This window comes from Cryobacterium sp. N21, from assembly GCF_002929575.1.
Classification (GTDB): Bacteria; Actinomycetota; Actinomycetes; order Actinomycetales; family Microbacteriaceae; genus Cryobacterium; species Cryobacterium flavum.
In genome coordinates this window covers 268,928-292,739 of sequence record NZ_PJJQ01000033.1, presented here as the reverse complement: position 1 = coordinate 292,739, position 23,812 = coordinate 268,928, and the positions used below count along the sequence as shown (strand labels likewise).

The following is a 23,812-nucleotide window of genomic DNA, read 5'->3' as shown; positions in this document are numbered from 1 at the left end:
GGACTAGTCCTTGAGGTGGTAACGCACGCTCGCGAGCTCGGCGCGCAGTGCCGGCGGCACCTTGTCGCCGAACTTGTCGAAGTACTCCTCGGTCAAGTCGCACTCGGCGAGCCAGCTGGTCTTGTCGATGGCGAAGAGCTGGTCGACGGCTTCCTTGGACAGGTCGAGACCGTCGAGGTTCAGGCCGTCCTCGGCCGGGAGCAGGCCGATCGGGGTGTCGACGGCGTCGATGCGGCCCTGAATGCGGCGTATCATCCACTCCAGAACCCGCGAGTTCTCGCCGAATCCGGGCCATATGAAGCTGCCATCGGGGCCTTTGCGGAACCAGTTCACCTGGAAGATCGCCGGGGCGTTGGTGCCGAGTTCCTTGCCGACCTTGAGCCAGTGACCCCAGTAGTCGGCCATGTTGTAGCCGCAGAACGGGAGCATCGCGAACGGGTCGCGGCGCAGCTCGCCGACGATGCCGTCAGCAGCGGCAGTCTTCTCGGACGAGATCGTCGCGCCCATGAACACGCCGTGCTTCCAGCTGCGGGCCTGCGCCACCAGCGGAACGTTGGTGGCGCGACGGCCGCCGAAGACGATGGCGTCGATCGGCACGCCGCCAGCAGCTTCCCAGTCGTCGGCGATCGACGGGCACTGGGCGGCCGCAACGGTGAAGCGGGAGTTCGGGTGGGCGGCGGTACGGCCGGAGTCGGGCGTCCAGTCCTTGCCCTGCCAGTCGATCAGGTGCTCGGGAGCCTTGTCGGTGAGGCCTTCCCACCAGACATCTCCGTCGTCGCGCAGGGCGACGTTGGTGAAGATGGTGTTGCCCCACATGGTGGAGACGGCGGTCGGGTTGGTGGTTTCACCGGTTCCGGGGGCGACTCCGAAGAAGCCGGCCTCTGGATTGATGGCCCAGAGACGGCCGTCTTCGCCCTGACGCAGCCATGCGATGTCGTCGCCGATGGTCTCGACCGTCCAGCCGGGAACGGTCGGGCGCAGCATCGACAGGTTCGTCTTGCCACAGGCCGACGGGAACGCGGCGGCCACGTGGAACACGCCGCCCTCCGGCGAGATCAGCTTGATGAGCAGCATGTGCTCGGCCAGCCAGCCCTCGTCGCGGCCCATGACCGACGCGATACGCAGGGCGAAGGACTTCTTCGAGAGCAGGGCGTTTCCGCCGTAGCCGGAACCGTAGGACCAGACCTCGCGGGTGTCGGGGAACTGCACGATGTACTTGTCGTCGTTGCAGGGCCATTCGATGTCGGGACGGGTGATGCCCGACGCGTCAACGAGCGGGTAGCCGACGCTGTGCACGGTGTGCACCCACGGGTCGCCATCTTCGATCATGGTCAGTACGGTCTCGCCCATGCGGGTCATGATGCCCATATTGAGCACGACGTAGGGGGAATCGGTGATCTCGACGCCGAGCTGCGAGATGGGGCCGCCGAGCGGGCCCATCGAGAACGGCACGATGTACATGGTGCGACCGCGCATACTGCCCGCGAAGACGCCGCGCAGTTCGGCGCGCATGGCCGACGGTTCGGCCCAGTTGTTGGTGGGGCCGGCATCCGCTTCATCGTTGGAGCAGATGAAGGTGCGGTTCTCGACGCGGGCAACGTCCTTCGGGTTGGTGCGGGCGAGGAAGCTGTTCGGGCGCCATTCCGGGTTGAGACGGATGAGCTGGCCTGAAGTAACGAGCAGTTTGGAGAGCTCGTTGGCCTCGCGCTTGGAACCGTCGCACCAGACGATGGCGTCGGGTTCGGTCAGGCGAGCAACCTCATCGACCCAAGCCTGCAGGTTGGGGTCGGTGCTGTCCGTACGCGACGGGTACGCATCCCCGTTGGTCTGGAGGGAAGAGTTGGTGAGAGTCATATTCTGGCCTTTCCGGTTGTTCGGGTAGGTGCAAATTTATGGAACGTCGGGCTGCGTTGCTTACTTGACGTTGCGTACGGCCATAATTTCGGCCACAAATCAAGGATGCTCCCCTCTGCAGACGAGAACCGGCGATATTGCCAGTTAAGAATGTTCATTCTTTAGATATTGTTAAGGAATGTCGCCTCAAGCTTCTGATCTGATCACCCTCGGCCATCGCATCCGCCATTTTCGAAGCGAACGCGGCCTCACGCTCGACCAACTCGGTGAGCGGGTCAGTCTCGCGGGCAGCCAGCTGTCACTGATCGAGAACGGCCGCCGGGAGCCAAAACTCTCGACGCTGCAGGAACTCGCGACCGCGCTGTCGGTCGACCTGGCCGAGCTGCTGCGCCGGGAAGCGCCGAACAATCGGGCGGCGCTCGAGATCGAACTCGACCGGGCGCAGAAGAATCCGCTCTACGGCGCGCTCGGCCTGCCGGTCGTGAAAGTGACCAAGGGGATGCCGCTGCCCGCGATCGAATCGCTGCTCGGCCTGCACCGCGAGCTGTCCCGCCGGGCCAGCGAGGCCATCGCCACCCCGGAGGAGGCCCGCCGCGCCAATACGGAATTGCGCGAGCGGATGCGCGAGCAGGGCAACTACCTGCCGGCCATCGAAGAGCTCGTGGAGGAACGGGTGCGCGCGAGCGGCCACATCTCCGGCGCGCTCACGCACCGCGAGGTGAGCGTTATGGCCGATCAGCTCGGTTTCAACCTGATCTACGTGAACGATCTGCCCAACTCCACCCGGTCGGTCACCGACCTCGCCAACGGCCGCATCTACCTGCCGCCGGCCTCGATTCCCGGCGGGCACGGACTGCGGTCGATGGCGTTGCAGGCGATGGGCCACCGATTGCTCGGGCACGAACGGCCGGGCAGCTACGCCGAGTTCCTGTGGCAACGACTTGAGATCAACTATTTCGCGGCGGCGTGTTTGATGCCGCGCGAGGCATCCGTCGCCTTTCTCTCCAACGCCAAGCAGGAACGCGAGCTGTCGGTCGAGGACTTTCGCGACACCTTCGGCGTCACCCACGAGGCGGCAGCGTTGCGCCTGACCAACCTCGCCACGAGTCACCTCGACATGACGCTGCACTTTCTGCGGGTCAACGGCGACGGCGCCCTGCAGAAGGGGTACGAAAACGACGACCTACCGTTTCCGGTCGACGTCACCGGGTCGATCGAGGGCCAGTACGTCTGCAAGCAGTGGAGCGCCCGCAGCGCCTTCACCCACACCAACCGCACCACCGAGTTCTACCAGTACACCGACACCCCCGCCGGCACGTTCTGGTCGGCCACCCAGACCGGGTCAACGGATGCCGGCGAGTTCTCGATCAGCGTCGGCGTTCCGTTCGCGCAGGCCAAGTGGTTTCGCGGGCGCGAGACCACCCAACGCACGGTGTCACGCTGTCCAGACGAGTCATGCTGCCGCCGCCCCAACTCGGATGCCGCCGCGCGCTGGGCCGGCCGGGCCTGGCCGAGCGCCCGGCTGCACGCGCACGTTCTGTCGCCGTTGCCGTCCGGCACGTTTCCGGGTGTCGACGACTCCGAGGTGTACGCGTTTCTGGAGGCGCACGCCGCGGAGTAACGGGACCATATAGTTTGAAGCAGGTAGTTGACCGCTTAGAGTTCACAGGAGAACCGCATGCGCCTGATCGAGGCCCCGTCCAGCCCCGCGTCGCCCACCCGGGCCAGCGAGCCCGACCGCCTCCCCCTGCGCGTCGGCCTCGTGCAGCATCGCTGGCACGCCGAGGCGGCGACGCTCGAGACAGAGCTGGCCGACGGCATCCGTTTGGCGGCTGAAGCCGGCGCGCGCATCGTCTTTCTGCCCGAACTGACCCTCAGCAAATACCCCGGCAACGTGCGGGCTACAGGAATTCCCAAAGCGGATTCCGAGCCGCTCCTGACCGGCCCCACCTACGAATTCGCCGCGGCCCAGGCGCGGCTGCACAATGTCATCGTGCACGCGTCCCTGTTCGAACGGCCGGCTGACACCGACGAACCGAACGACCCGCGCGGCTACAACACGGCCATTCTCGTATCGCCGACCGGCGAGCTGCTCGGCCGCACCCGCAAAACGCACATTCCGGTCACGGCGGGGTACTACGAGGACACCTATTTTCGGCCGGGTCCCGCCGAAGACGCCTACCCGGTCTACGAGGTGGCGGGTTCCCGCCTCGGTCTGCCGACCTGCTGGGACGAATGGTTTCCCGAAGTCTCCCGACTGTACGGGCTCGGCGGTGCCGAGATTCTCGCCTACCCCACCGCGATCGGCTCTGAGCCGCTTTTTCCGAAGTTCGACACCCAGCCGATCTGGCAGCAGGTCATCGTGGCCAACGGCATCACCAGCGGACTGTTCATGGTCGTGCCCAACCGGCACGGCGACGAGGGCGACCTCACCTTTTACGGTTCCTCGTTCATCTCCGATCCGTTCGGACGCGTGCTGGTGCAGGCACCGCGCGGCGAATCCGTGGCGCTCGTGGCCGACCTCGATCTGACGCAGCGCGAGGAGTGGCTCACCCTGTTCCCATTCCTGTCCACCCGCCGGCCCGACAGCTACGCGGCGCTGACGGCGGCGGTCGACCCGGCGCATCCGTTTGGATCGGCGCGCGCATGACCTGGCGCATGCCGGCCGAAACCGCGCCGCAGGACCGGGTCTGGATGGCTTTTCCGGCTGGCGGCTACACCCTCGGGGACACCGCAGCCGACGCGCACGAGGCACGCCGCACCTGGACCGCCGTCGCCCATGCGATCGCCGACTTCGAGCCGGTGACCATGGTCGTCGACCCGGCCGCCCGCGCCGACGCTGTCCGCTATCTGAGTAGCGAGATCGAGGTCGTGGAAGCCGAGCTGAACGACAGTTGGATGCGCGACATCGGTCCGAGCTTCGTGCACGACGCGGATGGCCGGCTCGGCGCCGTCGACTGGACCTTCAACGGCTGGGGCGGCCAGGACTGGGCCAGCTGGGACAAAGACGAGTCGGTCGGTCGGTTTGTAGCGGATGCCGCCGGCGCAGCCCTCGTAACGTCGTCGCTCGTGAACGAGGGCGGCGGCATCCACGTCGACGGCGCGGGCACAGTGCTGGCGACGGAGAGCGTGCAGCTTGACCCCGGACGTAACCCCGGCACCACGACCGCCGACGTCGAAGCAGAATTCCGCCGCACGATCGGTGCCGAGCACGTCGTCTGGCTGCCGCGCGGTCTCACCCGCGACCAAGCCCGGTTCGGCACCCGCGGGCACATCGATATGGTCGCCACGATCTCGTCGCCGGGCACGATTCTGCTGCACGCGCAGAACGATCCAGGGCATCCCGACTACCCGCTGACCCGCGATTTCCGGGCCCTCCTGGCCGCCGAACACGATGCGGCCGGGCGCTCGTTCACCATTATCGATCTGCCGGCGCCCGCCGTGCTGCGCGACGACGAGGGCTTCGTCGACTACAACTACGTCAACCACCTCGTGGTCAACGGCGGCGTCATTGCCTGCAGCTTCGGTGAGGAACGGGCCGATGCCATAGCCCGCGACCTGCTCGCCGCCGCTTACCCGGGGCGACGGGTCGTGTCGGTCGACGCGCGGCCGTTGTTCGCGCGCGGCGGCGGCATCCACTGCATCACGCAGCAGCAGCCGTCTGCACTGCGGGCCTGATCAGGCGTCAGCCGGCCGACGCGCGTTGCGCCACAAGCCGAAGATGAGCGGCAGAACGAGAACGATCCCGAAAATCAGATAGGCCCACTCACCAAGCTCGTTCTGCAGGATCCCGACGCCGGAGACCAGGAGTGCGATCTGGAGCATTCTCCAGACCAATGCTGGAAGCCGCTGGCGCCCCTTGAATTTCACGAAGGTTCCCGAGCCACGGTTCGGCCCCGATATCCTCGAGGCTTCCACGAGACCGAGGGCCGTCGAGATAGCAATGAGAACGACGCCGAGCAGAAGCTCCATCAGCGCTGTACGCCTGCAGCGACCTGCCGATTATGCCAGAACCGCACGAGGTTGAACGGCACCAGAACGGCGATGATGAGCAGCACGAACGCCCAGGGGCCGACCTCGGCCGTCATGAGGTTGGCACCCCAGATCACCAGGACGACCGCACCGATATTCAACAAAGTGGATGCCCGTGGCTGGGTCGGGGCCGTGCGCATCAGCGGGATCACGACCCCGGCGTTGGCGCGGGACAGCCAGACCGCGTAAACGATGCCACAGGCGAACCCGGACAAAACGAAAATCGCGCCGAATATCACTGCCATGCGGTCGTGCCCCCTGACGAGTCGTTTCTACAAGCCTAACCGCAGGGTAACGCCGGTCACGCGTTACTTTCTATTTGGAAAGTACCTGCTAGCCTTCCAGCAGAGCCATGGCGCGGCACCCGCTCGCTGCACCGGCGTGAAGCGAGGAACCACCATGAAGCCGAACGACACGGACCGTCTCGATGCAGCGGGAGCCGCGCGCTTGCTCGAGGCCGGCGCCGTCGCGAGCGCCCGGGCCGACGGCGCTGTCGACCATCGGGTATTGGCCCGGACGCAGTGCGGTATCGCGGCTGCGATGTTCATCTACATCAGCGCATTCCTGCTGCTGTTCGGCAACCAGACGCAGGAGGCTGTGTCGGGAGCAGCATCTGGCGGCTATGCCTACGCCAACGTCTTACTCATTCCCTTTCTCGTACTCACGCAGCTGGTCATGGGAGTGCGCGATCGGGTGCGCGTTCTGCGCGCGCATCGGCCTTACCTCGTCTTCACCCTGATTGGGCTGATTCCGTTCCTCGCTCTTGCCGTGCTGAGTGTTTTCGGCGTGAGCTATCCATGGGGCTTCAACCTCGTCGCTGCCGCCGCACCGGCCGTTCCAATGGTCTGGTTGGGCCTGAAATCGGCCCGCCGGGCGGACCCGCCAGCTACGACGGTCGCACACACCGAACCGGGCCGGCCCGCCCGGATCATGACCGCGAGTCTCGGCCTCTATCTCGGACTCACCGGCATGCTCGCGGCCTTCAACGGGTTCGCTCTCACCGGTCTCGGCCTCATCACCGTGTTGATCGTGCTGCTCGCCCTGTTCTCGTCCCGCTGGGGACTGCCCAGCCTCGGAGCCGCGTGGAGCACCCGCGAATGGACCGCCTACGCCCTCTCGTTCACCCTGCTGGTCACCCTGGCCGTCGTGCTCGCCCGCACCCCGTGGAACACGCCGCTGGTCGGCGTGGTCGGAGGAATGCTCGTGGCCGCGCCGCTGGTGGTCGCGGCCGTTCGCGGCGCACGGTCATGACCGAGCGGCGCCATCCGCGCCATGGGCTCGACGACGCGCTGCTGACCCCCCTGCGCTTCTCGCTCATGGCCGCGCTCGGGCCTGAAGCCGAGATCGACTTCGCGACGCTGCGCCAGTTGCTCGAGACCGACGATTCGGCGCTCAGCAAGGCCATCGCGACCCTTAGGGCGGCGGGCTATGTTGGCGTGCGCAAGGGATACGTGGCCAACCGTCCGCGCACCTGGCTTCGGGCGACCCTAAGTGGCCGGGCAGCCATGCGCGTGCACGTCAGCGCCCTGCAGGCCATCGCCGGCGGGCTGACTACTTCGGCTGCATCCGAATCGCCCCGTCAAGACGGATAGTTTCTCCATTGAGCATGGGATTCTCGATGATATGCCGCACCAGGAAAGCAAACTCAGTCGGGTCACCGAGCCGGGAGGGATGCGGCACCTGGGCGCCGAGGGAGTCCCGCACCGGCTGCGGCAGCCCCTGCAGCATGGGGGTGTCGAAGATGCCGGGTGCAATCGACATCACCCGAATCAGGCTCTGCGCGAATTCGCGAGCCAGCGGCAGGGTCATCGCTGCGACGCCGCCCTTGGACGCGGCATAGGCAGCCTGCCCGATCTGACCGTCGAATGCGGCGACGGAGGCCGTGTTCACGATGACGCCGCGTTCAGCGCCGCCCTGACGGTCCTGGTTGCCCGCGGGTTCGGTGCGTTGCATTGCGGCGGCGGCCAAGCGCACGACGTTGAAGGTACCGACGAGGTTGATGCGGATGGCCCGCTCAAAGTCCTCGAGCGGCAGTGGGCCGTCGCGGCCGACTGTGCGAGCGCCGGGCGCGATGCCGGCACAGTTGATCACGATGCGCAGCGGCCCGTGCACCACTGCGGCGTCGACGGCACTCTGCACGTCGCCCGCGCTCGTGACGTCGCCGGCTACGAACCGGGCGCGGTCGCCTAGGGAGGCCGCGATTTGTTCGCCGGGCGCGCCCGGCAGATCGAGCAGCACCACGAAGGCCCCGGCCTCGTGCAGCGTGCGAACGCAGGCCAAGCCGAGGCCGGAGGCGCCTCCGGTAATGAGGGCGGAGCATCCGTCAATCTGCATTAGAGCCTTTCCATCAAAGGTGTGACAATCGCGAAATCGCGCATTAGAGCCGCTCAATCAGGGTGGCATTGGCCATGCCGCCGCCCTCGCACATGGCCTGCAGGCCCCAACGACCGCCGGTCATTTCGAGGTGGTTGAGCAGGGTGCCAAGCAGTCGGGTGCCCGAGGAACCGAGCGCGTGGCCGAGGGCGATGGCACCGCCGCGCGGGTTGAGGCAGTCGGGATCAGCACCAGTCTCGCGCAGCCAGGCCAGCGGCACGCTCGCGAACGCCTCGTTGATCTCGTAGGCGTCGATGTCGTCGATGCCGAGGCCAGCCCGCGCGAGGATGCGCTGGGTCGCCGGAATCACGCCGGTCAGCATGAGCATCGGATCGCTTCCCACAACGGTGAAGCTATGGAAGCGGGCGCGGGGGTTCAGGCCGAGCTGCGCGGCCCGCTTGGCGCTCATAATCAGGGTCGCCGAGGCGCCGTCGGTGAGCGGGGACGAGTTGCCGGCCGTGACATGCCAGCCAAGCTTCGGAAACCGGGCGGCGAGCGCGTCGGTGCGATAGGCGGGGCGCAGGTTGGCGAGCCCGGCGTGCGAGGTGCCGGGGCGGATGGTTTCGTCCTCGCTGAAGACGCTGCCGTCTGGCCGGGTGACGGCCACGATTTCGCCACCGAAGTCGCCTCGTTCGGCGGCCGCTGCGGCGAGCCGGTGCGAGCGGGCCGCGTAGTTGTCGAGGGCGTCGCGGCCGAGATTCCATTTCTGGTTGATGAGCTCTGCGGACACTCCCTGGTTGACCAGGCCGTCGGGGTAACGCTCGTGCATGAGGGTGCCGAACGGGTCCTGTCCGCCGGCCGTGGAACCGAGCGGCACCCGGCTCATCGATTCAACGCCGCAGGCGATGACGACGTCGGCGTTGCCGCTCATCACGGCCTGGGCGGCAAAGGTGGCGGCCTGCTGGCTGGACCCGCACTGGCGGTCGATGGTGGTGCCGGGTACAGTGTGCGGAAATCCGGCGCTGAGCAGGGCGGTGCGGGTCACGTTGTTCCCCTGTTCTCCGGCCTGGCTGACGCAGCCGCCGATGACGTCGTCGATCAGTGCCGGGTCGAGGTTGTTACGGTTGACCAGTTCGTGCAGCACGGTGGCCAGGAGGTCGGCCGGATGGATGCCGTCGAGGGCTCCCCCGGGCTTCCCCCGGCCCGAGGGGGTGCGCAGAACGTCGATGATGACAGCCTCATTGCTCATGACCCCAGCCTAGGCCCGCTCGGCGGGCGCGTGCCCACCGGACGGTGAGCGGATGCCCGCCGAGCGTTACCCGGACAGCGCCCACATCGCGACGGCGCTCGCTGCGGCGACGTTGAGCGAGTCGATGCCGTGCTTCATCGGAATCTGCACGACGCTGTCCGACGCGGCGAGCGCATCGGGCGTGAGCCCCTCCCCCTCGGCGCCGAGCAGCAGGGCCAGGCGCTCGTGGCTGGTGCCGTCGAAGTCGCGCAGGCTGACCGCATCGGGCGTCAGCGCGAGGGCGGCCACGTGAAAGCCGTGCCGGGTGAGCAGGGCGCGGGTGTCGGTCCAGTCCCCGACGCGGGTCCACGGCACCTGCAGCACCGTGCCCATCGACACGCGAATGGCGCGGCGGTAGAACGGGTCGGAGCAGCGCGGTGTGACCAGAATTGCATCCGCTCCAATGGCACCGGCCGAGCGGAAGATGGCGCCGACGTTGGTCGGGTCCGAGACGTTTTCGAGGATCACGATGCGGCGCGCACCGGCTAGCAGGGTGTCGGCGCTGGGCAGCGCGGGCCGGTTCATCGACGCGATCAGGCCGCGATGCAGAATGTACCCGGTGAGGTCGGCGAGCATTTCTCCTGGGCCGACGAACACCGGAACCTCGGCCGCGTAGTCGCCGAGCACCGCGAGTGCTTCATCAGCCGTATTGCCGAGCGCCAGCACCGACCGCGGAATGTGACCTGCGCGCAGCGCGCGCTCAAGCACAAGGGCCGATTCGGCGATGTAGAGGCCGTGCTCGGTGCCGCGGGCTTTCTTGAGCGCGACATCGGTGAGGTGGGCGTAGTCGACAAGTCGCGGGTCGCTCAGGTCGTCGATCGCGATCAGAGGCATCCGCAAAGTCTAGTGAAAGGCAGAACTCCCGCAGGCCGAAGCCTGCGGGAGTTCTGCTGCACGTGTGGCTCGGATTACTTCGTGGCCACCGTCTGCACGGCGAGCGCGAGGGTACCGTCGGCGAGACTGCCCCAGGCGTAGACGATCGTGTTGGTTCTCTTGGCGATGACCACATCGGCCGGGCCGATGAGCGCTGCGGTCGTTCCGGCAGCGGCAACCGCAGCCGAGATGGTGCCGACCGGCAGCACGAGCACTGACTCGTTCGGATTGGTCAGACCGGTGATGGCCGGGGCACCGTTGGCCAGCACGTCCACGGCGGGTGCGGCCGCGACGTGACGAACCGTGAGCCGACCCTGGCCGGCGCCGGGCGCCGAGGTGTCGTTGGTGAACAGGGCAGCGGTCGGAACTCCGGCCTCACTCAGGTGGGCGACAGCCGTGTAGTTCATACCGGACGCAACCACGAGATCGACCGGGCCGATCACCGGAGCGCTCGCGTCGGGGGCATCCGCTGCGGTGATGGCGAGGGTGTAGCTGCCGGCCGGAATTCGGAACGTCTTCGTAAGGGTGCCGGGTTCGAAGTCGTCGATGACCTTGGTGTTGTCGACGTAGACGTCGACCATGACGCCCGGAACGGCGTGCAGCACCGAAACGGATGCCGGCGCTGCGGCCCGCGTGCGCACCGTCTGCACGAACAATGCGAGGTTGCTGTCGGCGAGACTCCCCCAGGCATAGACGATGGTGTTGGTGCGCGGGGCGATCGTGACGTCGGCCGGGCCGAGCAGCGGCGCGGTGGTTCCGGCGGCGGCAACGACGGCGCTGATTGAGCCGACCGGCAGGTCGAGCACGGCCTGCGACGGGTTGGTCAGGCCGGCGACGGCGACCGCGCCGTTCGCGAGCACGTCAACGGCGGGTGCGGCCGCAACGTGCCGCACTGTCAGGCGACCCTGCCCGGGCGCCAGCGGCGTGGTGTCGTCGTTGAACAGGGTTGCGGTGGGGAGGCCGGCGTCACTCAGGTGGGCCACGGCCGTGAAGCTTCGATTGGCCGTGACCGTCACGGTGGTTGAACCACTGATCGCAATCGCGGGCAGCGGAACGCCGTTCGCGCCCACGCCCACCTCGAGCGGGTTCGACGCGGAGATGTCGACGGTGTGGGTGCCGGCCGCGATCTTCAGCGGGCCGAGCAGGGTTCCCGGCATGAAGTCGTCGACGACGACGCGGCCGTCGACCGAGATGTCGAGGGTCAGCCCGGGAATGGCGTGCAGCACCGAGACGGATGCCGTATCCGGCGAAGCGGATGCTGCCGGCACGGCCGCCTGCGCCGGCGCGAGCCCGGCGAGGGCGACGAGAAGGCCGGCGGAGATTCCGACGGCGAGGGACTTGCGCATTGCTACCTCCAGTGGGTCGTTACGGAAGGCGGCTGTGCCTTCCTGGTAACAACTTCTCCGGCCGGGCGCGTTTCGGATGCATCGGCAGCAAGTATTTCGCAATCAGAGTCTGTGCAGCGCTCCGCGCACGATCGAGTCACCGGAGTGGGCCGGGTCGCCGTCGGCGGGTTCGGCCGACACGTCGACCAGCGGGTACTGGGTGAGGTCGACGCTCGCCGGGATGGTGAAGCGGCCGGTGGAACCGTCGAGGAAACCGATGCTGACCAGGCTGGAGGCATCCGCTTTGAGCAGCCAGACCTCGCGCAGGCCCGAGCCCGGGATGGCTGCCGCGTCGAGGTCGACCACAACCGAGCGGCGGCCGTCGGCGGCCTGCTCGACCCGGGCCGAGCCGCTCGCGGTCCAGCCGGGCAGGGCGTCCAGGGCTGCTTCGGCCACGACCTGCTCGGGCGGCGGGCCGGTGGTACTCGCGACACCGATGGCGATGCCGCCGACCAGGCCGATCACGCCGGCGGCCGCCGCGAACGGCACCCAGCGGCGGCGGGGCAGCAGGCGAACCGGTGCTGGCGCGCTCAACGATTCGGGCGTCGATTCGACCGGCAGGGACGCGACGACCGGCGAAGCGGATGCGCGGGGCGGGGGCGCAGCATCCATCAACTCAGGGGTGCTCGCGAACGACGGCGGTCTGCGCACAGTATCGCTCAGCCCGAGCTCGGCATGGATGCCCGCCCAGACACCCGCCGGCGGCGTGAGCAGCGGATCGGACCCGGCGGCACGACCAAGTTGCACGACCTGCCGCAGGGCGAGGTACTCCTCCGCGCACTCGGCGCAGGCAGCGAGGTGGGCACGCTCGCCGACGCTGGCGCCCTGTTCGGCCAGAGCGAGCAGGTGCAGGTCGTCCGCGGCAATGTGGGCGCCATCAATAGGAGTCATCGGACACCTCCAGCCGGGTGCGGAGGCGGGTCAGGCTGCGCCGCATGTGGCTCTTGACCGTGCCGAGCGGCAGCCCGAGACTGTCGGCGATCTGCACCTGGGTGAGATCGTCGAAAAAGGCCAGGCGCATCACCTGCCGTGGCACCGGTTCGAGCCGGTCGATTTCGTCGCCGACCAGCACCCGGTTGACCACGCTCACGCTGTCGTCGACCCGATGGGCGGGGATGGTCGCCGCGATGGACTCTTCTAGCCGTCGCTGTCGGCTACGGGCCTCGTGGGTGTCGGCGACCACATGCCTCGTGATTCCGATCAACCAGGCCGGCAGGCGGGAACGGGCCGGGTCGAACCCGGATCGCCCCCGCCAGGCGGCAATGAACACCTTCTGGGTGACGTCCTCGGCGTCAGCCGCATTGGCGAGGGAGCGCACGGCGATCGTGAAGACCAGGGGCGACCAGCGCGCGTAAGCCGCAGCGAGGGCACGCTCATCACCGTCCTGAAAGGCGCGGGCCAGAGCCGCGTCATCGTCGGTGGGTGCGCTCACGTGAGTGTGGGTCCTTCGGGCCGAAACACGAACCGGGCAGGGGCGCTTCGGCCGGACACTCCGGGTGTCAACCTCCGCGCGCACCAGCATAGTGAGTTTCCTTCGACTCGGTTGCGGTACCCGCTCGAGCAAAGGGGCCACAGCAGCAAACCCGACGTCGCTTGCTGTGGCCCTTCCCGGGGCGGGAAACCACTTACTCCTCTATTTCTCTCCTCGAGGGCGAAACGGATGCACCCTGCCGCAGCTCACGGCTCTACGGCGTCGGCGTGAGCGTGTACTTCGTCGAGAGATACTCCTGGATTCCCTCGAGCCCGCCCTCGCGGCCGAGGCCGGACTGCTTGACGCCGCCGAACGGTGCGGCGGCGTTGGAGACGACACCGGTGTTCAGGCCCATCATGCCGGTCTGTAGCTTCTCGATCATGCGCTGGCCGCGCGCGAGATCGGTCGTGAACACATAGCTGATCAAGCCGAACTCGGTGTCGTTGGCGAGGCGCACGGCATCCGCTTCGTCGGTGAACGTGCTGATTGCCAGCACAGGGCCGAAGATTTCGTCGCGCAGAATATCGCTGCCGGCCTTGACGTCGGTCAGTACCGTGGGCGCATAGAAGGTTCCCTCGCGCTCGATGGCGGCGCCGCCGGTAAGCAGGGTCGCGCCACGGGTGAGGGCGTCTTGCACCAGGGAATCGGCCTTGGCGACGGCTTTGCCATCGATCAGCGGGCCGATGGTAATGCCGGCCTCTGTGCCACGGCCGATCTGGAACGCTTCAACGCGTTCGGTGATGCGGCGGGCGAATTCGGCGGCGACGGACTCGTGCACGATGAAGCGGTTGGCAGCTGTGCAGGCCTGGCCGATGTTGCGGAACTTGGCGATGAGCGCGCCATCGACGGCCTTGTCGAGGTCGGCGTCGGCGAAGACGACGAACGGTGCATTGCCGCCGAGCTCCATCGAGGTGCGCAGCACGTTCTCGGCGGAGAGCTTGATCAGCGACTTGCCGACCGCGGTCGACCCGGTGAAGCTGAGCTTGCGAAGGCGCGGGTCGGCGATGATCGGTTCGGACACCGCGCCGGACTGCGACGTCGTGATGACGTTAACGACGCCCGCGGGTAGGCCAGCCTCTTCGAGCAGGGCCACGAAGTGCAGGGTGGTTAGCGGGGTGAGCGCGGCCGGCTTGACGACGACGGTACAGCCGGCGGCGAGCGCCGGGGCAATTTTGCGCGTCGCCATGGCGAGCGGAAAGTTCCACGGGGTGATCAGAAAGCACGGGCCCACCGGATGCTGGGTGACGATCATACGACCGGTGCCCTCGGGGTTGGTGCCGTAGCGGCCGCTGATGCGCACCGCTTCTTCGCTGAACCAGCGCAGGAATTCGCCGCCGTAGGCGACCTCGCCGAGCGCCTCGGGCAGCGGCTTGCCCATTTCGATGGTCATGAGCAGCGCGAACTCCTGCTTGCGTTCCTGCAGCAGGTCGAAGGCGCGGCGCAGAATTTCACCCCGCACCCGGGCCGGCGTCGCAGCCCAGTCGGCCTGGGCGGCGTCGGCGGCGTCGAGGGCTGCAGTGCCGTCGGCCACACTCGCGTCGGCGATGGTCTTGATGACGCGGCCGGTGGCCGGGTCGGTGACATTGAGGGTGCGGCCGCCGGTGGCGGCGACCCACTTGCCGTTGATGTAGAGCTGGTTCGGGACGCGAGCGAGCAGCTCGGATTCGTTCGTTGGCGCTTCGGTAACAACCGTCATTGCATCTCCCAATACTTTGTCTGCCCGTCTATCTGACGGTAATAGCCTAGCTGCGCCCACCAACAGGGGCGCTGAGCGCTTGTGGTTCAGCTCAACATCACGGAAACGATCATGCTGGCGTGGTGCGCGGCCACGCTACGCGCGAACCTTAGGGCCGGCTTGTCGACCGGCGCACGGTTGGGGCGTAACGGCGCACCCTCACGCTGAAGAAGGGGTTGCATCTTTCGACTGATCGTATATGATTTCAAATACACACGTAGCGCAGCGAGAGGACATCACATGCAGAACCCCGCACCATTCACCGGCACCCCCGGCAAGGTGATCGCCCTGCACCTCAACTATCCCTCCCGCATTGCCCAGCGCGGCCGCACGCCGGAACAGCCGTCATACTTCCTGAAGCCCGGCAGCTCGGTGAGCGCCTCCGGCACCCCGATCGAACGCCCGGCCGGCACCGAACTGCTCGCCTTCGAGGGCGAGATCGCCCTGATCATCGGCCACAGCATCCGTCGGGTAACCCCGGAGCAGGGCTGGGCGGCCGTCTCCGGCGTCACCGCCGCCAACGATTTCGGCGTCTACGACCTGCGCTACGCCGACAAGGGCTCAAATCTGAAGTCCAAGGGCGGCGACGGCTTCACCCCGCTCGGCCCGACCGTGATCAACGCCACAGACATTCAACCGGATGCCCTCCGGGTGCGCACGTGGGTCAATGGCGCGTTGGTGCAGAACGACACCACGGCGCACCTGGCCTTCGGGTTCGGCCGTCTGGTCGCCGACCTCTCCCAGCTGATGACCCTCGAACCGGGCGATGTGATTCTCACCGGAACCCCCGCCGGTTCCTCCGTCGTGCAGCCTGGCGACGTGGTCGAGGTCGAAGTGGATGCCCCCACCGCGCCCGGCGCGCCCAGCACCGGGCGACTGGTCACGCCCGTCGTCGCCGGCTCGATCGCCATGGCCGAATGCGGCGCCGGCCCGAAGATCGACGATCTGCAACGGGCCGAGGCGTGGGGATCAGCGGAGGCGGCCGGACTGCCCACGAAGACACTTCTGACCGACGAGCTCAAGGCGAAAATCAACTCGGTCGGCACCGCCACGCTCAGCTCCCAGCTGCGCAAACGCGGCCTGAACAACGTCTCCATCGACGGGCTGCAGTCCACTCGGCCGAGCGTGCGCCTGGTCGGGCTTGCCCGCACCCTGCGGTTCATTCCCAACCGGGAAGACCTCTTCATCTCTCATGGCGGCGGCTACAACGCCCAAAAGCGCGCCTTCGACTCCCTCCGCCCCGACGATGTGCTCGTGATCGAGGCCCGCGGCGAGACCGGCACCGGCACCGTCGGCGATATCCTCGCCCTCCGCGCCCAGGTGAACGGCGCCGCCGGCCTGGTGACGGATGGCGGGGTGCGCGACGTCGCCGCCGTCACCGCCCTGAAAATGCCCACCTACTTCGCCAACGCGCATCCCGCCGTGCTCGGCCGCAAGCATGTGCCGTGGGACACCGACCTCACCATCGCCTGCGGCGGCGCGGCCGTGCAGCCGGGCGATGTGATCGTCGGGGACGCCGACGGCATCCTGGTGATTCCGCCGCACCTGATCGAGGAGGTCGTCACCGACGCGATCGAGCAGGAGCGCGAGGAAACCTTCATCGCCGAGATGGTCGCCGCCGGCGAGGGCGTCGACGGGCTGTACCCGATGAACGCGAAGTGGAAGGGACGGTACCAGCAATGGCTGCAGTAACAGCGCCGTCGGTCAGCAAGTCCCAACTCGCCTATCAGTGGGTCAAGGCGCGCATCTCCGACGGAACGTTCACGCCGGGCTACCGTTTAGTCCTGGGCGCAATCGGCAGGGAGCTCGGCGTGAGCGTCGCACCGGTGCGCGAGGCAATCCGTCGCCTCGAAGCGGAGGGACTGGTCACCTTCGAGCGCAACGTCGGCGCGCAGGTCGCCATGCTCGAGGAGACCGAATATCTCTACACGATGCAGACCCTGAGTGTCGTCGAGGGCGTCGCGACCGCGCTGTCGGCACCGTTCATCACGGCCGCCGACATCGAACGCGCCCGCTCGGTCAACCAGGCCATGGCCGCCTCCCTCGAAGACTTGAACCCACACCGGTTCACCGAACTGAACCTCGACTTTCACTCGATCCTGTTTGAGAACTGCCCGAACCCGCACATCCTCGATCTCGTGCACCGCGGGTGGAACCGCATGAAAGTGCTGCGCGACTCGACCTTCAGCTTTGTGCCCGGCCGCGCCCGCGACTCCGTGTCGGAGCACGAAAACCTGCTGCAGCTGATCGAATCGGGCTCCGACGCGCTCACGCTCGAGCTGGCCGCGCGCGCCCACCGCACCGGCACACTGGATGCCTTCCTCACGTACCAGAAATCGCATCACCCCCACACACCATCCGAACCGTCCCCGAGAAAGAGAGCCTGACTATGACGCAGACGTCTGTCCAGACCACGCACTACGTCCCCGCCGACCTGCCCACCAGCATCCGTCATTTCATCGGTGGAGAATTCGTCGACAGTGTCGGAGGCGAAACCTTCGACGTGCTCGACCCGGTGTCGAACCAGACTTACGCCACCGCCGCCGCCGGCCAGCAGGCCGACATTGCGCGAGCCGTCGCCGCAGCGAAAGATGCCTTCGACAACGGCCCCTGGCCGCGCATGCTGCCCCGCGCCCGCGCCCGCGTGCTGCACGCGATCGCCGACGCCGTCGAGGCGCAAGACGCCCGGCTCGCCGAGCTGGAGACCTTCGACACCGGACTGCCGATCACCCAGGCACTCGGCCAGGCCCAGCGCGCGGCCGAGAACTTTCGCTTCTTCGCCGACCTGATCGTGGCGCAGGTCGACGACACCTACAAGGTGCCGGGCCGGCAGATCAACTACGTCAACCGCAAGCCGGTCGGTGTCGCCGGGCTGATCACCCCGTGGAACACCCCGTTCATGCTGGAGAGCTGGAAGCTCGCCCCCGCGCTCGCCTCCGGCTGCACCGTCGTGCTGAAACCGGCCGAATTCACCCCACTGTCAGCGAGCCTCTGGGCCGAGATCTTTCGCACCGCCGGCGTGCCCGACGGGGTTTTCAACCTGGTCAACGGCATCGGTGAGGAGGCCGGCGATGCGCTGGTCAAGCATCCTGATGTGCCGCTCATCTCTTTCACCGGCGAGACCACGACCGGCCAGACCATCTACCGCAACTGCGCCGCGAACCTCAAGGGCATATCGATGGAACTCGGCGGCAAGTCGCCCGCCGTCGTCTTCGCCGACGCCGACCTCGACGCCGCGATCGACTCGACCCTGTTCGGCGTGTTCTCCCTCAACGGCGAGCGTTGCACCGCGTCGAGCCGCATTCTGGTCGAACGCTCCATCTACGACGACTTCTGCGCCCGCTACGCCGCCCGCGCGCAGAGCATCGTGGTCGGCGACCCGCACGACCCGAAAACCGAGGTCGGCGCGCTCGTACACCCCGACCACTACGCCAAGGTCATGAGCTACGTCGAAATCGGCAAAACCGAGGGTCGACTGCTCGCCGGCGGCGGCCGCCCGGAAGGCCTAACGGAGGGCAACTATGTCTCCCCCACGGTCTTCGCGGATGTCGCCCCCACCGCCCGCATCTTTCAGGAAGAGATCTTCGGCCCGGTTGTGGCCATCACTCCCTTTGAAACGGATGCCGAAGCGCTCGCCCTGGCCAACGGTGTGAAGTACGGGCTGGCTGCGTACATCTGGACCACGAACCTCGTTCGCGCCCACAACTTCGCCCAGGCGGTCGATGCCGGCATGGTCTGGTTGAACTCGCACAACGTGCGGGACCTGCGCACCCCGTTCGGCGGCGTCAAGGCCTCCGGCCTCGGGCACGAGGGCGGCTACCGGTCGATCGATTTCTACACCGACTCGCAGGCCGTGCACATAACACTCGCCCCCGTGCACACGCCCCGCTTCGGCGGCAACTAGTCCCTCACCACCCGGGGACGGGGCCCGGGCCCCGTCCTCGGGCCCAGTTTATAAACTGGGCCCGCGTTCATAAGGTGGGCCCGGCCGCAGGACCCGCGCTGGCGGTCTTGATAGCCAGCCCCACGCATCCACTGTAGAAACCTCAACGAGGAGAACCCCATGACACTCAGCCCGATCCCCACCCCCGCCGCAACCCCGCCCGACATCCTGCGCTGCGCCTACATGGACATCGTCGTGACCGACCTGGCCCGCTCCCGCGAGTTCTACGTCGACATTCTCGGCCTCGTCGTCACCGAGGAGAGCGACACCGAGATCTACCTGCGCAGCTTCGAGGAGTTCATCCACCACAATCTCGTGCTGCGCCAGGGGCCCATTGCCGCCGTCGCCGCGATGGCGTTCCGGGTGCGCAGCCCCGAAGACGTCGACCTCGCCGAGGCCTACTATAAGGAGCTCGGCTGCCGCACCGAACGCCGCACCGAGGGCTTTGTCAAGGGAATCGGCGACAGCGTGCGCGTCGAAGACCCGCTCGGCTTCCCCTACGAATTCTTCTTCGCCACTACCCACGTGGAACGCCTCGCCTGGCGCTACGACCTGCAGGGCCCGGGCGCACTGGTGCGACTGGACCACTTCAACCAGGTCACCCCCGACGTCGGCCGCGGCCGCAAATACCTCGAGGACCTGGGCTTTCGCGTCACCGAAGACATTCAGGACGCGGACGGTGTCACCTACGCAGCCTGGATGCGCCGCAAGGACACCGTGCACGACACCGCGCTCACCGGCGGAAACGGGCCGCGCATGCACCACATCGCGTTCTCGACGCACGAGAAGCACAACATCATCTACATCTGCGACAAGCTCGGCGCACTGCGCCAGAGCGACCTGATCGAGCGGGGACCTGGCCGCCACGGCGTCTCGAACGCGTTCTACCTGTACCTGCGCGACCCCGACGGCCACCGCGTCGAGATCTACACGCAGGACTACTACACCGGCGACCCTGACAACCCCGTGGTCACCTGGGACGTGCACGACAACCAGCGCCGCGACTGGTGGGGCAACCCCGTCGTGCCCAGCTGGTACACGGATGCCTCGCTCGTGCTCGACCTCGACGGCAACCCGCAGCCGGTCGCCCTGCGCACCGAGTCCAGCGAAATGGCCGTGACCGTCGGCGCCGACGGTTTCTCCTACACTCGCAAAGACGACGAGTTGGCCGGCTTTAAACTCGGCACCACCCTCTAGAAGGCAGTGCGCATGCTTGACCAGTCAGTCATTGAAGAGATCGCCGACGAACTCGTCGCGGCCGGGCGGACCCGGTCGACGGTTCCCCTGCTGACCACCCGCTACCCCGGCATGACCGTCGACGACGCCTACGCCGTGCAGAGCCTGTGGAAAGAACGCGGCATCGCGGCCGGCCGAAGGCTGGTCGGCCGCAAGATCGGCCTGACCTCCAAGGTCATGCAGGTCGCCACCGGCATCACCGAGCCCGATTACGGTGTGATCTTCAGCGACGAGGTCTACGAGAATGGCGCGAGCATCCGTTTCGACAGCTTCTCTAACGTGCGCATCGAGGTCGAACTGGCGTTCGTGCTCGGCAAGCCGCTGTCCGGCCCGAACTGCACGCTGTTCGACGTGCTGGACGCCACGGACTACGTGGTTCCGGCCCTCGAGATTCTCAGCTCGCGCATCGAGATGGCCGGCCGAACCATCGTCGACACCATCTCCGACAACGCGGCGATGGGCGGGATGGTTGTGGGCGGCACGCCCGTGAAGGTCGGAGACATCGACCTGCGCTGGGTGTCGGCCTTGCTGTATCGCAACCAGACCATCGAGGAATCGGGGGTGGCCGCCGCTGTGCTGAACCACCCCGCGGCCGGCGTCTACTGGCTGGCCAACAAGCTGGCCCAGCACGGAACCAGCCTCGAGGCCGGGGAGATCATTTTGGCCGGCTCGTTCACCCGCCCGATGTGGGTGGAGCAGGGCGACACCGTGCACGCCGACTATGGACCATTGGGAGCCATCACATGTCGATTCGAATAGCCGCAGAGCCGACCTTCCGCGACGTTCTCGCGGGCGCCGCACGCCCTCAGATGGGAATGTGGGTGTGCTCCGGCAGCGCGCTGGTGGCGGAGATCTGCGCCGGCAGCGGTCTCGATTGGCTTTTGATCGACACCGAACACAGCCCGAACGGCCTCGAGTCGACGCTCAGCCAGCTGCAAGCCGTGCACGGCTACCCCATCGTGCCGCTGGTGCGCGCGCCGATCGGGGATCGGATCATCGTGAAACAGCTCCTTGACCTCGGCGCTCAAAATTTGCTCATTCCGATGGTCGACACCGCCGAGCAGGCCCGCGAGATGGTGGCCGCGGTGCGCTACCCGCCGCTCGGCGTTCGCGGTGTCGGCAGCGCCCTCGCCCGAGCCTCCCGCTGGAACCGTATCGACGACTACCTGGCCCGCGCCAACGAGACGATCTCACTGTTCGTACAGATCGAGACAACGGATGCCGTGGCCAACATCGCCGAGATCGCCGGCGTCGACGGCGTCGACGGCCTGTTCGTTGGTCCCTCCGACCTCGCCGCATCGATGGGCTTGCTTGGCCAGCAGGACCACCCCGACATCGTGGCCGCGGTCGAGCAGTGCATTCGCACTGTCGCGGCGATCGGCAAACCCGTCGGCGTCAATGCCTTCGCGCCAACGACCGCCGACCGTTACCTGGCGGCGGGGGCCAACTTCGTGCTCGTCGGTGCCGACGTGGCTATCCTCGCCAGGGCCTCGGAGTCGCTCGCCGCCACCTTCATCAGGCCCACGGGTCTGGCCGGGCCCGAGGTCCCACGACCGAGTTACTGAGCGGCAGAGTTACTGAGCGGCAGAGTACCCGAGCCGAATGCGAGAATAGAAGGGTGTCGATCTCAGAATTCGCCGAGACCGCCGGCAGCCCCCTGCCGGCACCCGCTGCGCACTCGCAAACGCTGTCGCGTGGCATCCGCGTGCTGGAGGTTCTCGCTGAAGCCGACGAACCGATGAGTATCATCGAACTCGCCGCAGCCCTCGACGTGCACCGATCTATCGCCTATCGAATCCTCCGCACTCTCGAAGATCACGGCCTCGTCGTTCGGAACCCGGCCGGACTGGTGCGGCTCGGCCCGCGCCTGGCCGCCCTGGCCCGCGGGGTGTCCCGTGACCTGCAGGCCACGGCCCTGCCGGTGCTCACCCGTATCGCCAACGAGCTCGGCATGACGGCGTTCGTCGCGGTGCTCGACCAGGGCGAGATCTTCACTCTCGTGAGTATCGAACCGCGCAAGGCCCACGCGACGGTTGCGCAACAGCCCGGCACGCGGCATCCGCTGCACCGGGGTGCACCGGGAATCGCCATCCAGTCTGGCCTGAGCGCCGCGCAGTGGGCCGCGCTCGGCCTCCCCGAAACCCGCCGCAGTGAGGCCGGTGAGGTCGCTGCCCTCGGCTACGCTTCGAGCCATAACGAAGTCATTCCGGGCCTGTCATCTATTGCCGTGCCGTTGCTCGTGCCCGGGGAATCACCCGCCTCCGTCGCCGTCGTGTATATCTCGAGTCTGCACTCCCCCACCGACATCGGGGCCGTGCTCACCGCGGCCGCGCGCACGATCGTCGCCGAGCTCGGCTGAGCTGCCCACGCTCAACTGACTACCGCACCACGCACAGGCTCTGCATGCCCACGCGCACGGTCGATCCGACGTGGCGGGCGCGCAGCTGCGACACGATGCTCGGTGCGTCGGCGACGGCGTAGAACTCGGTGTTCTCGGGGGCGCTGGGGTGTCCGTCGGCGGCCCAGCCTTCGGTGATGCGCAGGTACGCGGCTTCCGCGGCGTCGTAGTTGACATCCCAGTCGTCGGCATCGGCGCCGGAGAAGGTGAGCTCCATGCCGTAGCCGATGCCCGTCCCCAGGCAGTCGAACGCATAGGGCGCGGCGGCCACGTCCAGGTCGAGCGCGGGGCCGGGAATTGCCCCCTGTCGCTCCGGCTCGGCATAGGCCGGCCCGAATCGTGCGGTCGTCTGGGCGACGAACGCCGCAAACTGTTGCTCGAGCTCGGCTGCCGACAGAGCCGTCGACGGCTCGGTCGGCAGCTCGATGGGCGGTGACGCCGGCTGCGGCAGGATTTCCACTCCGCCCGATGACGGCGGCACGGTTATCTGGGCGCTGTCGGTCGCCGACGGTGCGATCCGTTCACCGGCCGCGACAATCTTGGCGATGGCCCCCACACCCAGCGACAGGGTGAGCCCGAGCAGCACCACTGCGGCGACCAATCCAGCGACCGCAACGGATGCCGCATCCGCTCCCCCAGACCGCGCGCGAGCCCGCAGCACCCAGCCGACAATCCCCGCAGCGAGGGCCAGCAGCGGAATCACGGCCGCGACAAGAAGCTGCCCGACGTAGATCGGAATCTGAGTGTAAGGGTCGGCCGCGCCGTTTCCGCCCTGGTCGACGCCGATGTCCAGGTAGAGCATCCAGGCCGGCGAGAGTACGGAAACCACCGCGAGCAACCCGCACAGCCGACGCAGTCGACGAACCCGGCGCGAGGGCAGGCTCCCGGCGACGTAGGCGAAGTTCACACCGGATGCTGCCGGCGCAAGCTTCGGCACCAACCACACCCCCGCGAGCACCCCGACCAGCATGGCCGCAACGCCGAGCACGAGCACGACGGAAAGACCAACGGTCACGCCCTCCGCGGTCGCGCTTACCCACCCATCACCCCCGGTTGAACAGAGCATGCGCGGTGGGAAAAAGTCATAGCGCACGAGGTCGCCCGAGCCGTGTACCCGCGCGCAGGTCTCATCCGGATCCCAGGCGCTGAGAACGAAAACGGCCGTGACGATCGGCCAGAGCAGGGTCACGATCAAGCCGGCGATCAGCACGCCGAGCGCGGTGCGGGCACGCTTCACGGCGGATTTCTGGGAAGACATTCCCCTCAAACTACCGCTCAACACCC

23 protein-coding genes and 1 pseudogene are annotated in these 23,812 nt (G+C 67.4%); 12 read left to right on the top strand and 12 right to left on the bottom strand.

From position 1 onward, the window contains the following. Nucleotides 1-3: 3 nt before the first annotated feature. Nucleotides 4-1,854, bottom strand: coding sequence for a phosphoenolpyruvate carboxykinase (GTP) (locus CXY77_RS11655; protein WP_104089670.1), 1,851 nt, complete (start codon nt 1,852-1,854; stop codon nt 4-6). 178 nt (nt 1,855-2,032) lie between these two features. On the opposite strand from CXY77_RS11655, the gene CXY77_RS11650 reads away from it, so the two are divergent. Genes CXY77_RS11650 through CXY77_RS11640 form a run of 3 tightly spaced genes read left to right on the top strand, consistent with a single transcriptional unit; the run spans nt 2,033 to nt 5,532 of the window. After that, nucleotides 2,033-3,475 (top strand): helix-turn-helix domain-containing protein, encoded by a 1,443-nt coding sequence (locus CXY77_RS11650; protein WP_092339050.1) that lies wholly within the window; start codon nt 2,033-2,035, stop codon nt 3,473-3,475. A 57-nt stretch (nt 3,476-3,532) separates the two neighbouring features. Then, nucleotides 3,533-4,504 (top strand): nitrilase-related carbon-nitrogen hydrolase, encoded by a 972-nt coding sequence (locus tag CXY77_RS11645; protein WP_092339051.1) that lies wholly within the window; start codon nt 3,533-3,535, stop codon nt 4,502-4,504. Then, nucleotides 4,501-5,532, top strand: coding sequence for an agmatine/peptidylarginine deiminase (locus tag CXY77_RS11640; protein WP_104089669.1), 1,032 nt, complete (start codon nt 4,501-4,503; stop codon nt 5,530-5,532). Before CXY77_RS11645 ends, CXY77_RS11640 begins: the two co-directional genes overlap by 4 nt. On the opposite strand, the gene CXY77_RS11635 is transcribed toward CXY77_RS11640, so the two are convergent. Together CXY77_RS11635 and CXY77_RS11630 are read right to left on the bottom strand one after the other, a co-directional pair. Further along, entirely contained in the window at nt 5,533-5,826 is a 294-nt protein-coding gene (locus CXY77_RS11635) for a hypothetical protein (RefSeq protein ID WP_104089668.1), read from the bottom strand. It lies immediately after the preceding gene. Beyond that, the gene (locus tag CXY77_RS11630; RefSeq protein WP_104130104.1) at nt 5,826-6,131 is read right to left on the bottom strand and encodes a hypothetical protein; all 306 of its coding nucleotides are present in this window, start codon (nt 6,129-6,131) and stop codon (nt 5,826-5,828) included. Before CXY77_RS11630 ends, CXY77_RS11635 begins: the two co-directional genes overlap by 1 nt. 154 nt (nt 6,132-6,285) lie before the next feature. On the opposite strand from CXY77_RS11630, the gene CXY77_RS11625 reads away from it, so the two are divergent. Further along, complete coding sequence (locus CXY77_RS11625) at nt 6,286-7,137, top strand: hypothetical protein (protein ID WP_104130103.1); 852 nt, start codon at nt 6,286-6,288, stop codon at nt 7,135-7,137. Beyond that, on the top strand, nt 7,134-7,478 hold the full coding sequence (locus tag CXY77_RS11620) for a transcriptional regulator (protein ID WP_092339061.1): 345 nt from the start codon (nt 7,134-7,136) through the stop codon (nt 7,476-7,478). Before CXY77_RS11625 ends, CXY77_RS11620 begins: the two co-directional genes overlap by 4 nt. On the opposite strand, the gene CXY77_RS11615 is transcribed toward CXY77_RS11620, so the two are convergent. The 8 genes and pseudogenes from CXY77_RS11615 to CXY77_RS11580 all read right to left on the bottom strand — a co-directional run bounded on the left by CXY77_RS11615 (nt 7,438) and on the right by CXY77_RS11580 (nt 14,912). Next, nucleotides 7,438-8,220: a 3-hydroxyacyl-CoA dehydrogenase gene (locus tag CXY77_RS11615; protein ID WP_104089662.1), complete on the bottom strand. Its 783-nt coding sequence runs from the start codon at nt 8,218-8,220 to the stop codon at nt 7,438-7,440. The genes CXY77_RS11620 and CXY77_RS11615 overlap by 41 nt on opposite strands. A gap of 43 nt (nt 8,221-8,263) precedes the next feature. Next, nucleotides 8,264-9,448 (bottom strand): thiolase family protein, encoded by a 1,185-nt coding sequence (locus tag CXY77_RS11610; RefSeq protein WP_104089661.1) that lies wholly within the window; start codon nt 9,446-9,448, stop codon nt 8,264-8,266. Nucleotides 9,449-9,514: 66 nt separating this feature from the next. After that, nucleotides 9,515-10,321: an RNA methyltransferase gene (locus tag CXY77_RS11605; RefSeq protein ID WP_104089660.1), complete on the bottom strand. Its 807-nt coding sequence runs from the start codon at nt 10,319-10,321 to the stop codon at nt 9,515-9,517. Nucleotides 10,322-10,395: 74 nt separating this feature from the next. After that, nucleotides 10,396-11,016 carry a DUF4397 domain-containing protein gene (locus CXY77_RS21120; RefSeq protein WP_369827313.1) on the bottom strand — a complete coding sequence of 207 codons (621 nt, stop codon included), beginning with the start codon at nt 11,014-11,016 and terminating at the stop codon, nt 10,396-10,398. A gap of 213 nt (nt 11,017-11,229) precedes the next feature. Continuing rightward, a pseudogene (locus CXY77_RS21115) lies at nt 11,230-11,706 on the bottom strand (DUF4397 domain-containing protein); the annotation flags it as partial. Between the two features lie 102 nt (nt 11,707-11,808). Then, nucleotides 11,809-12,636, bottom strand: a complete 828-nt coding sequence (locus tag CXY77_RS11590) for an anti-sigma factor (RefSeq protein WP_104089658.1) — start codon at nt 12,634-12,636, stop codon at nt 11,809-11,811. Next, entirely contained in the window at nt 12,623-13,177 is a 555-nt protein-coding gene (locus tag CXY77_RS11585; RefSeq protein WP_233197362.1) for an RNA polymerase sigma factor, read from the bottom strand. The genes CXY77_RS11590 and CXY77_RS11585 overlap by 14 nt, the downstream gene beginning before the upstream one ends. Before the next feature lie 253 nt (nt 13,178-13,430). Then, nucleotides 13,431-14,912, bottom strand: coding sequence for an NAD-dependent succinate-semialdehyde dehydrogenase (locus CXY77_RS11580; protein WP_104089656.1), 1,482 nt, complete (start codon nt 14,910-14,912; stop codon nt 13,431-13,433). A 279-nt stretch (nt 14,913-15,191) separates the two neighbouring features. Here CXY77_RS11580 and CXY77_RS11575 point away from each other — a divergent pair, with 279 nt between their 5' ends. The 7 genes from CXY77_RS11575 (at nt 15,192) to CXY77_RS11545 (ending at nt 22,489) form a co-directional block, all read left to right on the top strand. Continuing rightward, complete coding sequence (locus CXY77_RS11575) at nt 15,192-16,643, top strand: fumarylacetoacetate hydrolase family protein (protein ID WP_104130102.1); 1,452 nt, start codon at nt 15,192-15,194, stop codon at nt 16,641-16,643. Next, a complete protein-coding gene (locus CXY77_RS11570; RefSeq protein ID WP_104130101.1) occupies nt 16,631-17,338 on the top strand; it encodes a GntR family transcriptional regulator in 708 nt (235 codons plus the stop codon). The genes CXY77_RS11575 and CXY77_RS11570 overlap by 13 nt, the downstream gene beginning before the upstream one ends. Before the next feature lie 2 nt (nt 17,339-17,340). Beyond that, nucleotides 17,341-18,855 (top strand): 5-carboxymethyl-2-hydroxymuconate semialdehyde dehydrogenase, encoded by a 1,515-nt coding sequence (hpaE, locus tag CXY77_RS11565; RefSeq protein WP_104089654.1) that lies wholly within the window; start codon nt 17,341-17,343, stop codon nt 18,853-18,855. Nucleotides 18,856-19,014: 159 nt separating this feature from the next. Then, complete coding sequence (gene hpaD / locus CXY77_RS11560; RefSeq protein WP_092339081.1) at nt 19,015-20,091, top strand: 3,4-dihydroxyphenylacetate 2,3-dioxygenase; 1,077 nt, start codon at nt 19,015-19,017, stop codon at nt 20,089-20,091. Nucleotides 20,092-20,103: 12 nt separating this feature from the next. Beyond that, nucleotides 20,104-20,889, top strand: coding sequence for a 2-oxo-hept-4-ene-1,7-dioate hydratase (gene hpaH / locus CXY77_RS11555; protein ID WP_092339083.1), 786 nt, complete (start codon nt 20,104-20,106; stop codon nt 20,887-20,889). After that, the gene (locus CXY77_RS11550; protein WP_092339085.1) at nt 20,874-21,695 is read left to right on the top strand and encodes an HpcH/HpaI aldolase/citrate lyase family protein; all 822 of its coding nucleotides are present in this window, start codon (nt 20,874-20,876) and stop codon (nt 21,693-21,695) included. Before hpaH ends, CXY77_RS11550 begins: the two co-directional genes overlap by 16 nt. Nucleotides 21,696-21,754: 59 nt before the next feature. Further along, nucleotides 21,755-22,489 carry an IclR family transcriptional regulator gene (locus tag CXY77_RS11545; protein ID WP_092339494.1) on the top strand — a complete coding sequence of 245 codons (735 nt, stop codon included), beginning with the start codon at nt 21,755-21,757 and terminating at the stop codon, nt 22,487-22,489. Between the two features lie 19 nt (nt 22,490-22,508). On the opposite strand, the gene CXY77_RS11540 is transcribed toward CXY77_RS11545, so the two are convergent. Further along, complete coding sequence (locus tag CXY77_RS11540) at nt 22,509-23,786, bottom strand: hypothetical protein (protein WP_092339087.1); 1,278 nt, start codon at nt 23,784-23,786, stop codon at nt 22,509-22,511. Nucleotides 23,787-23,812 lie beyond the last annotated feature (26 nt).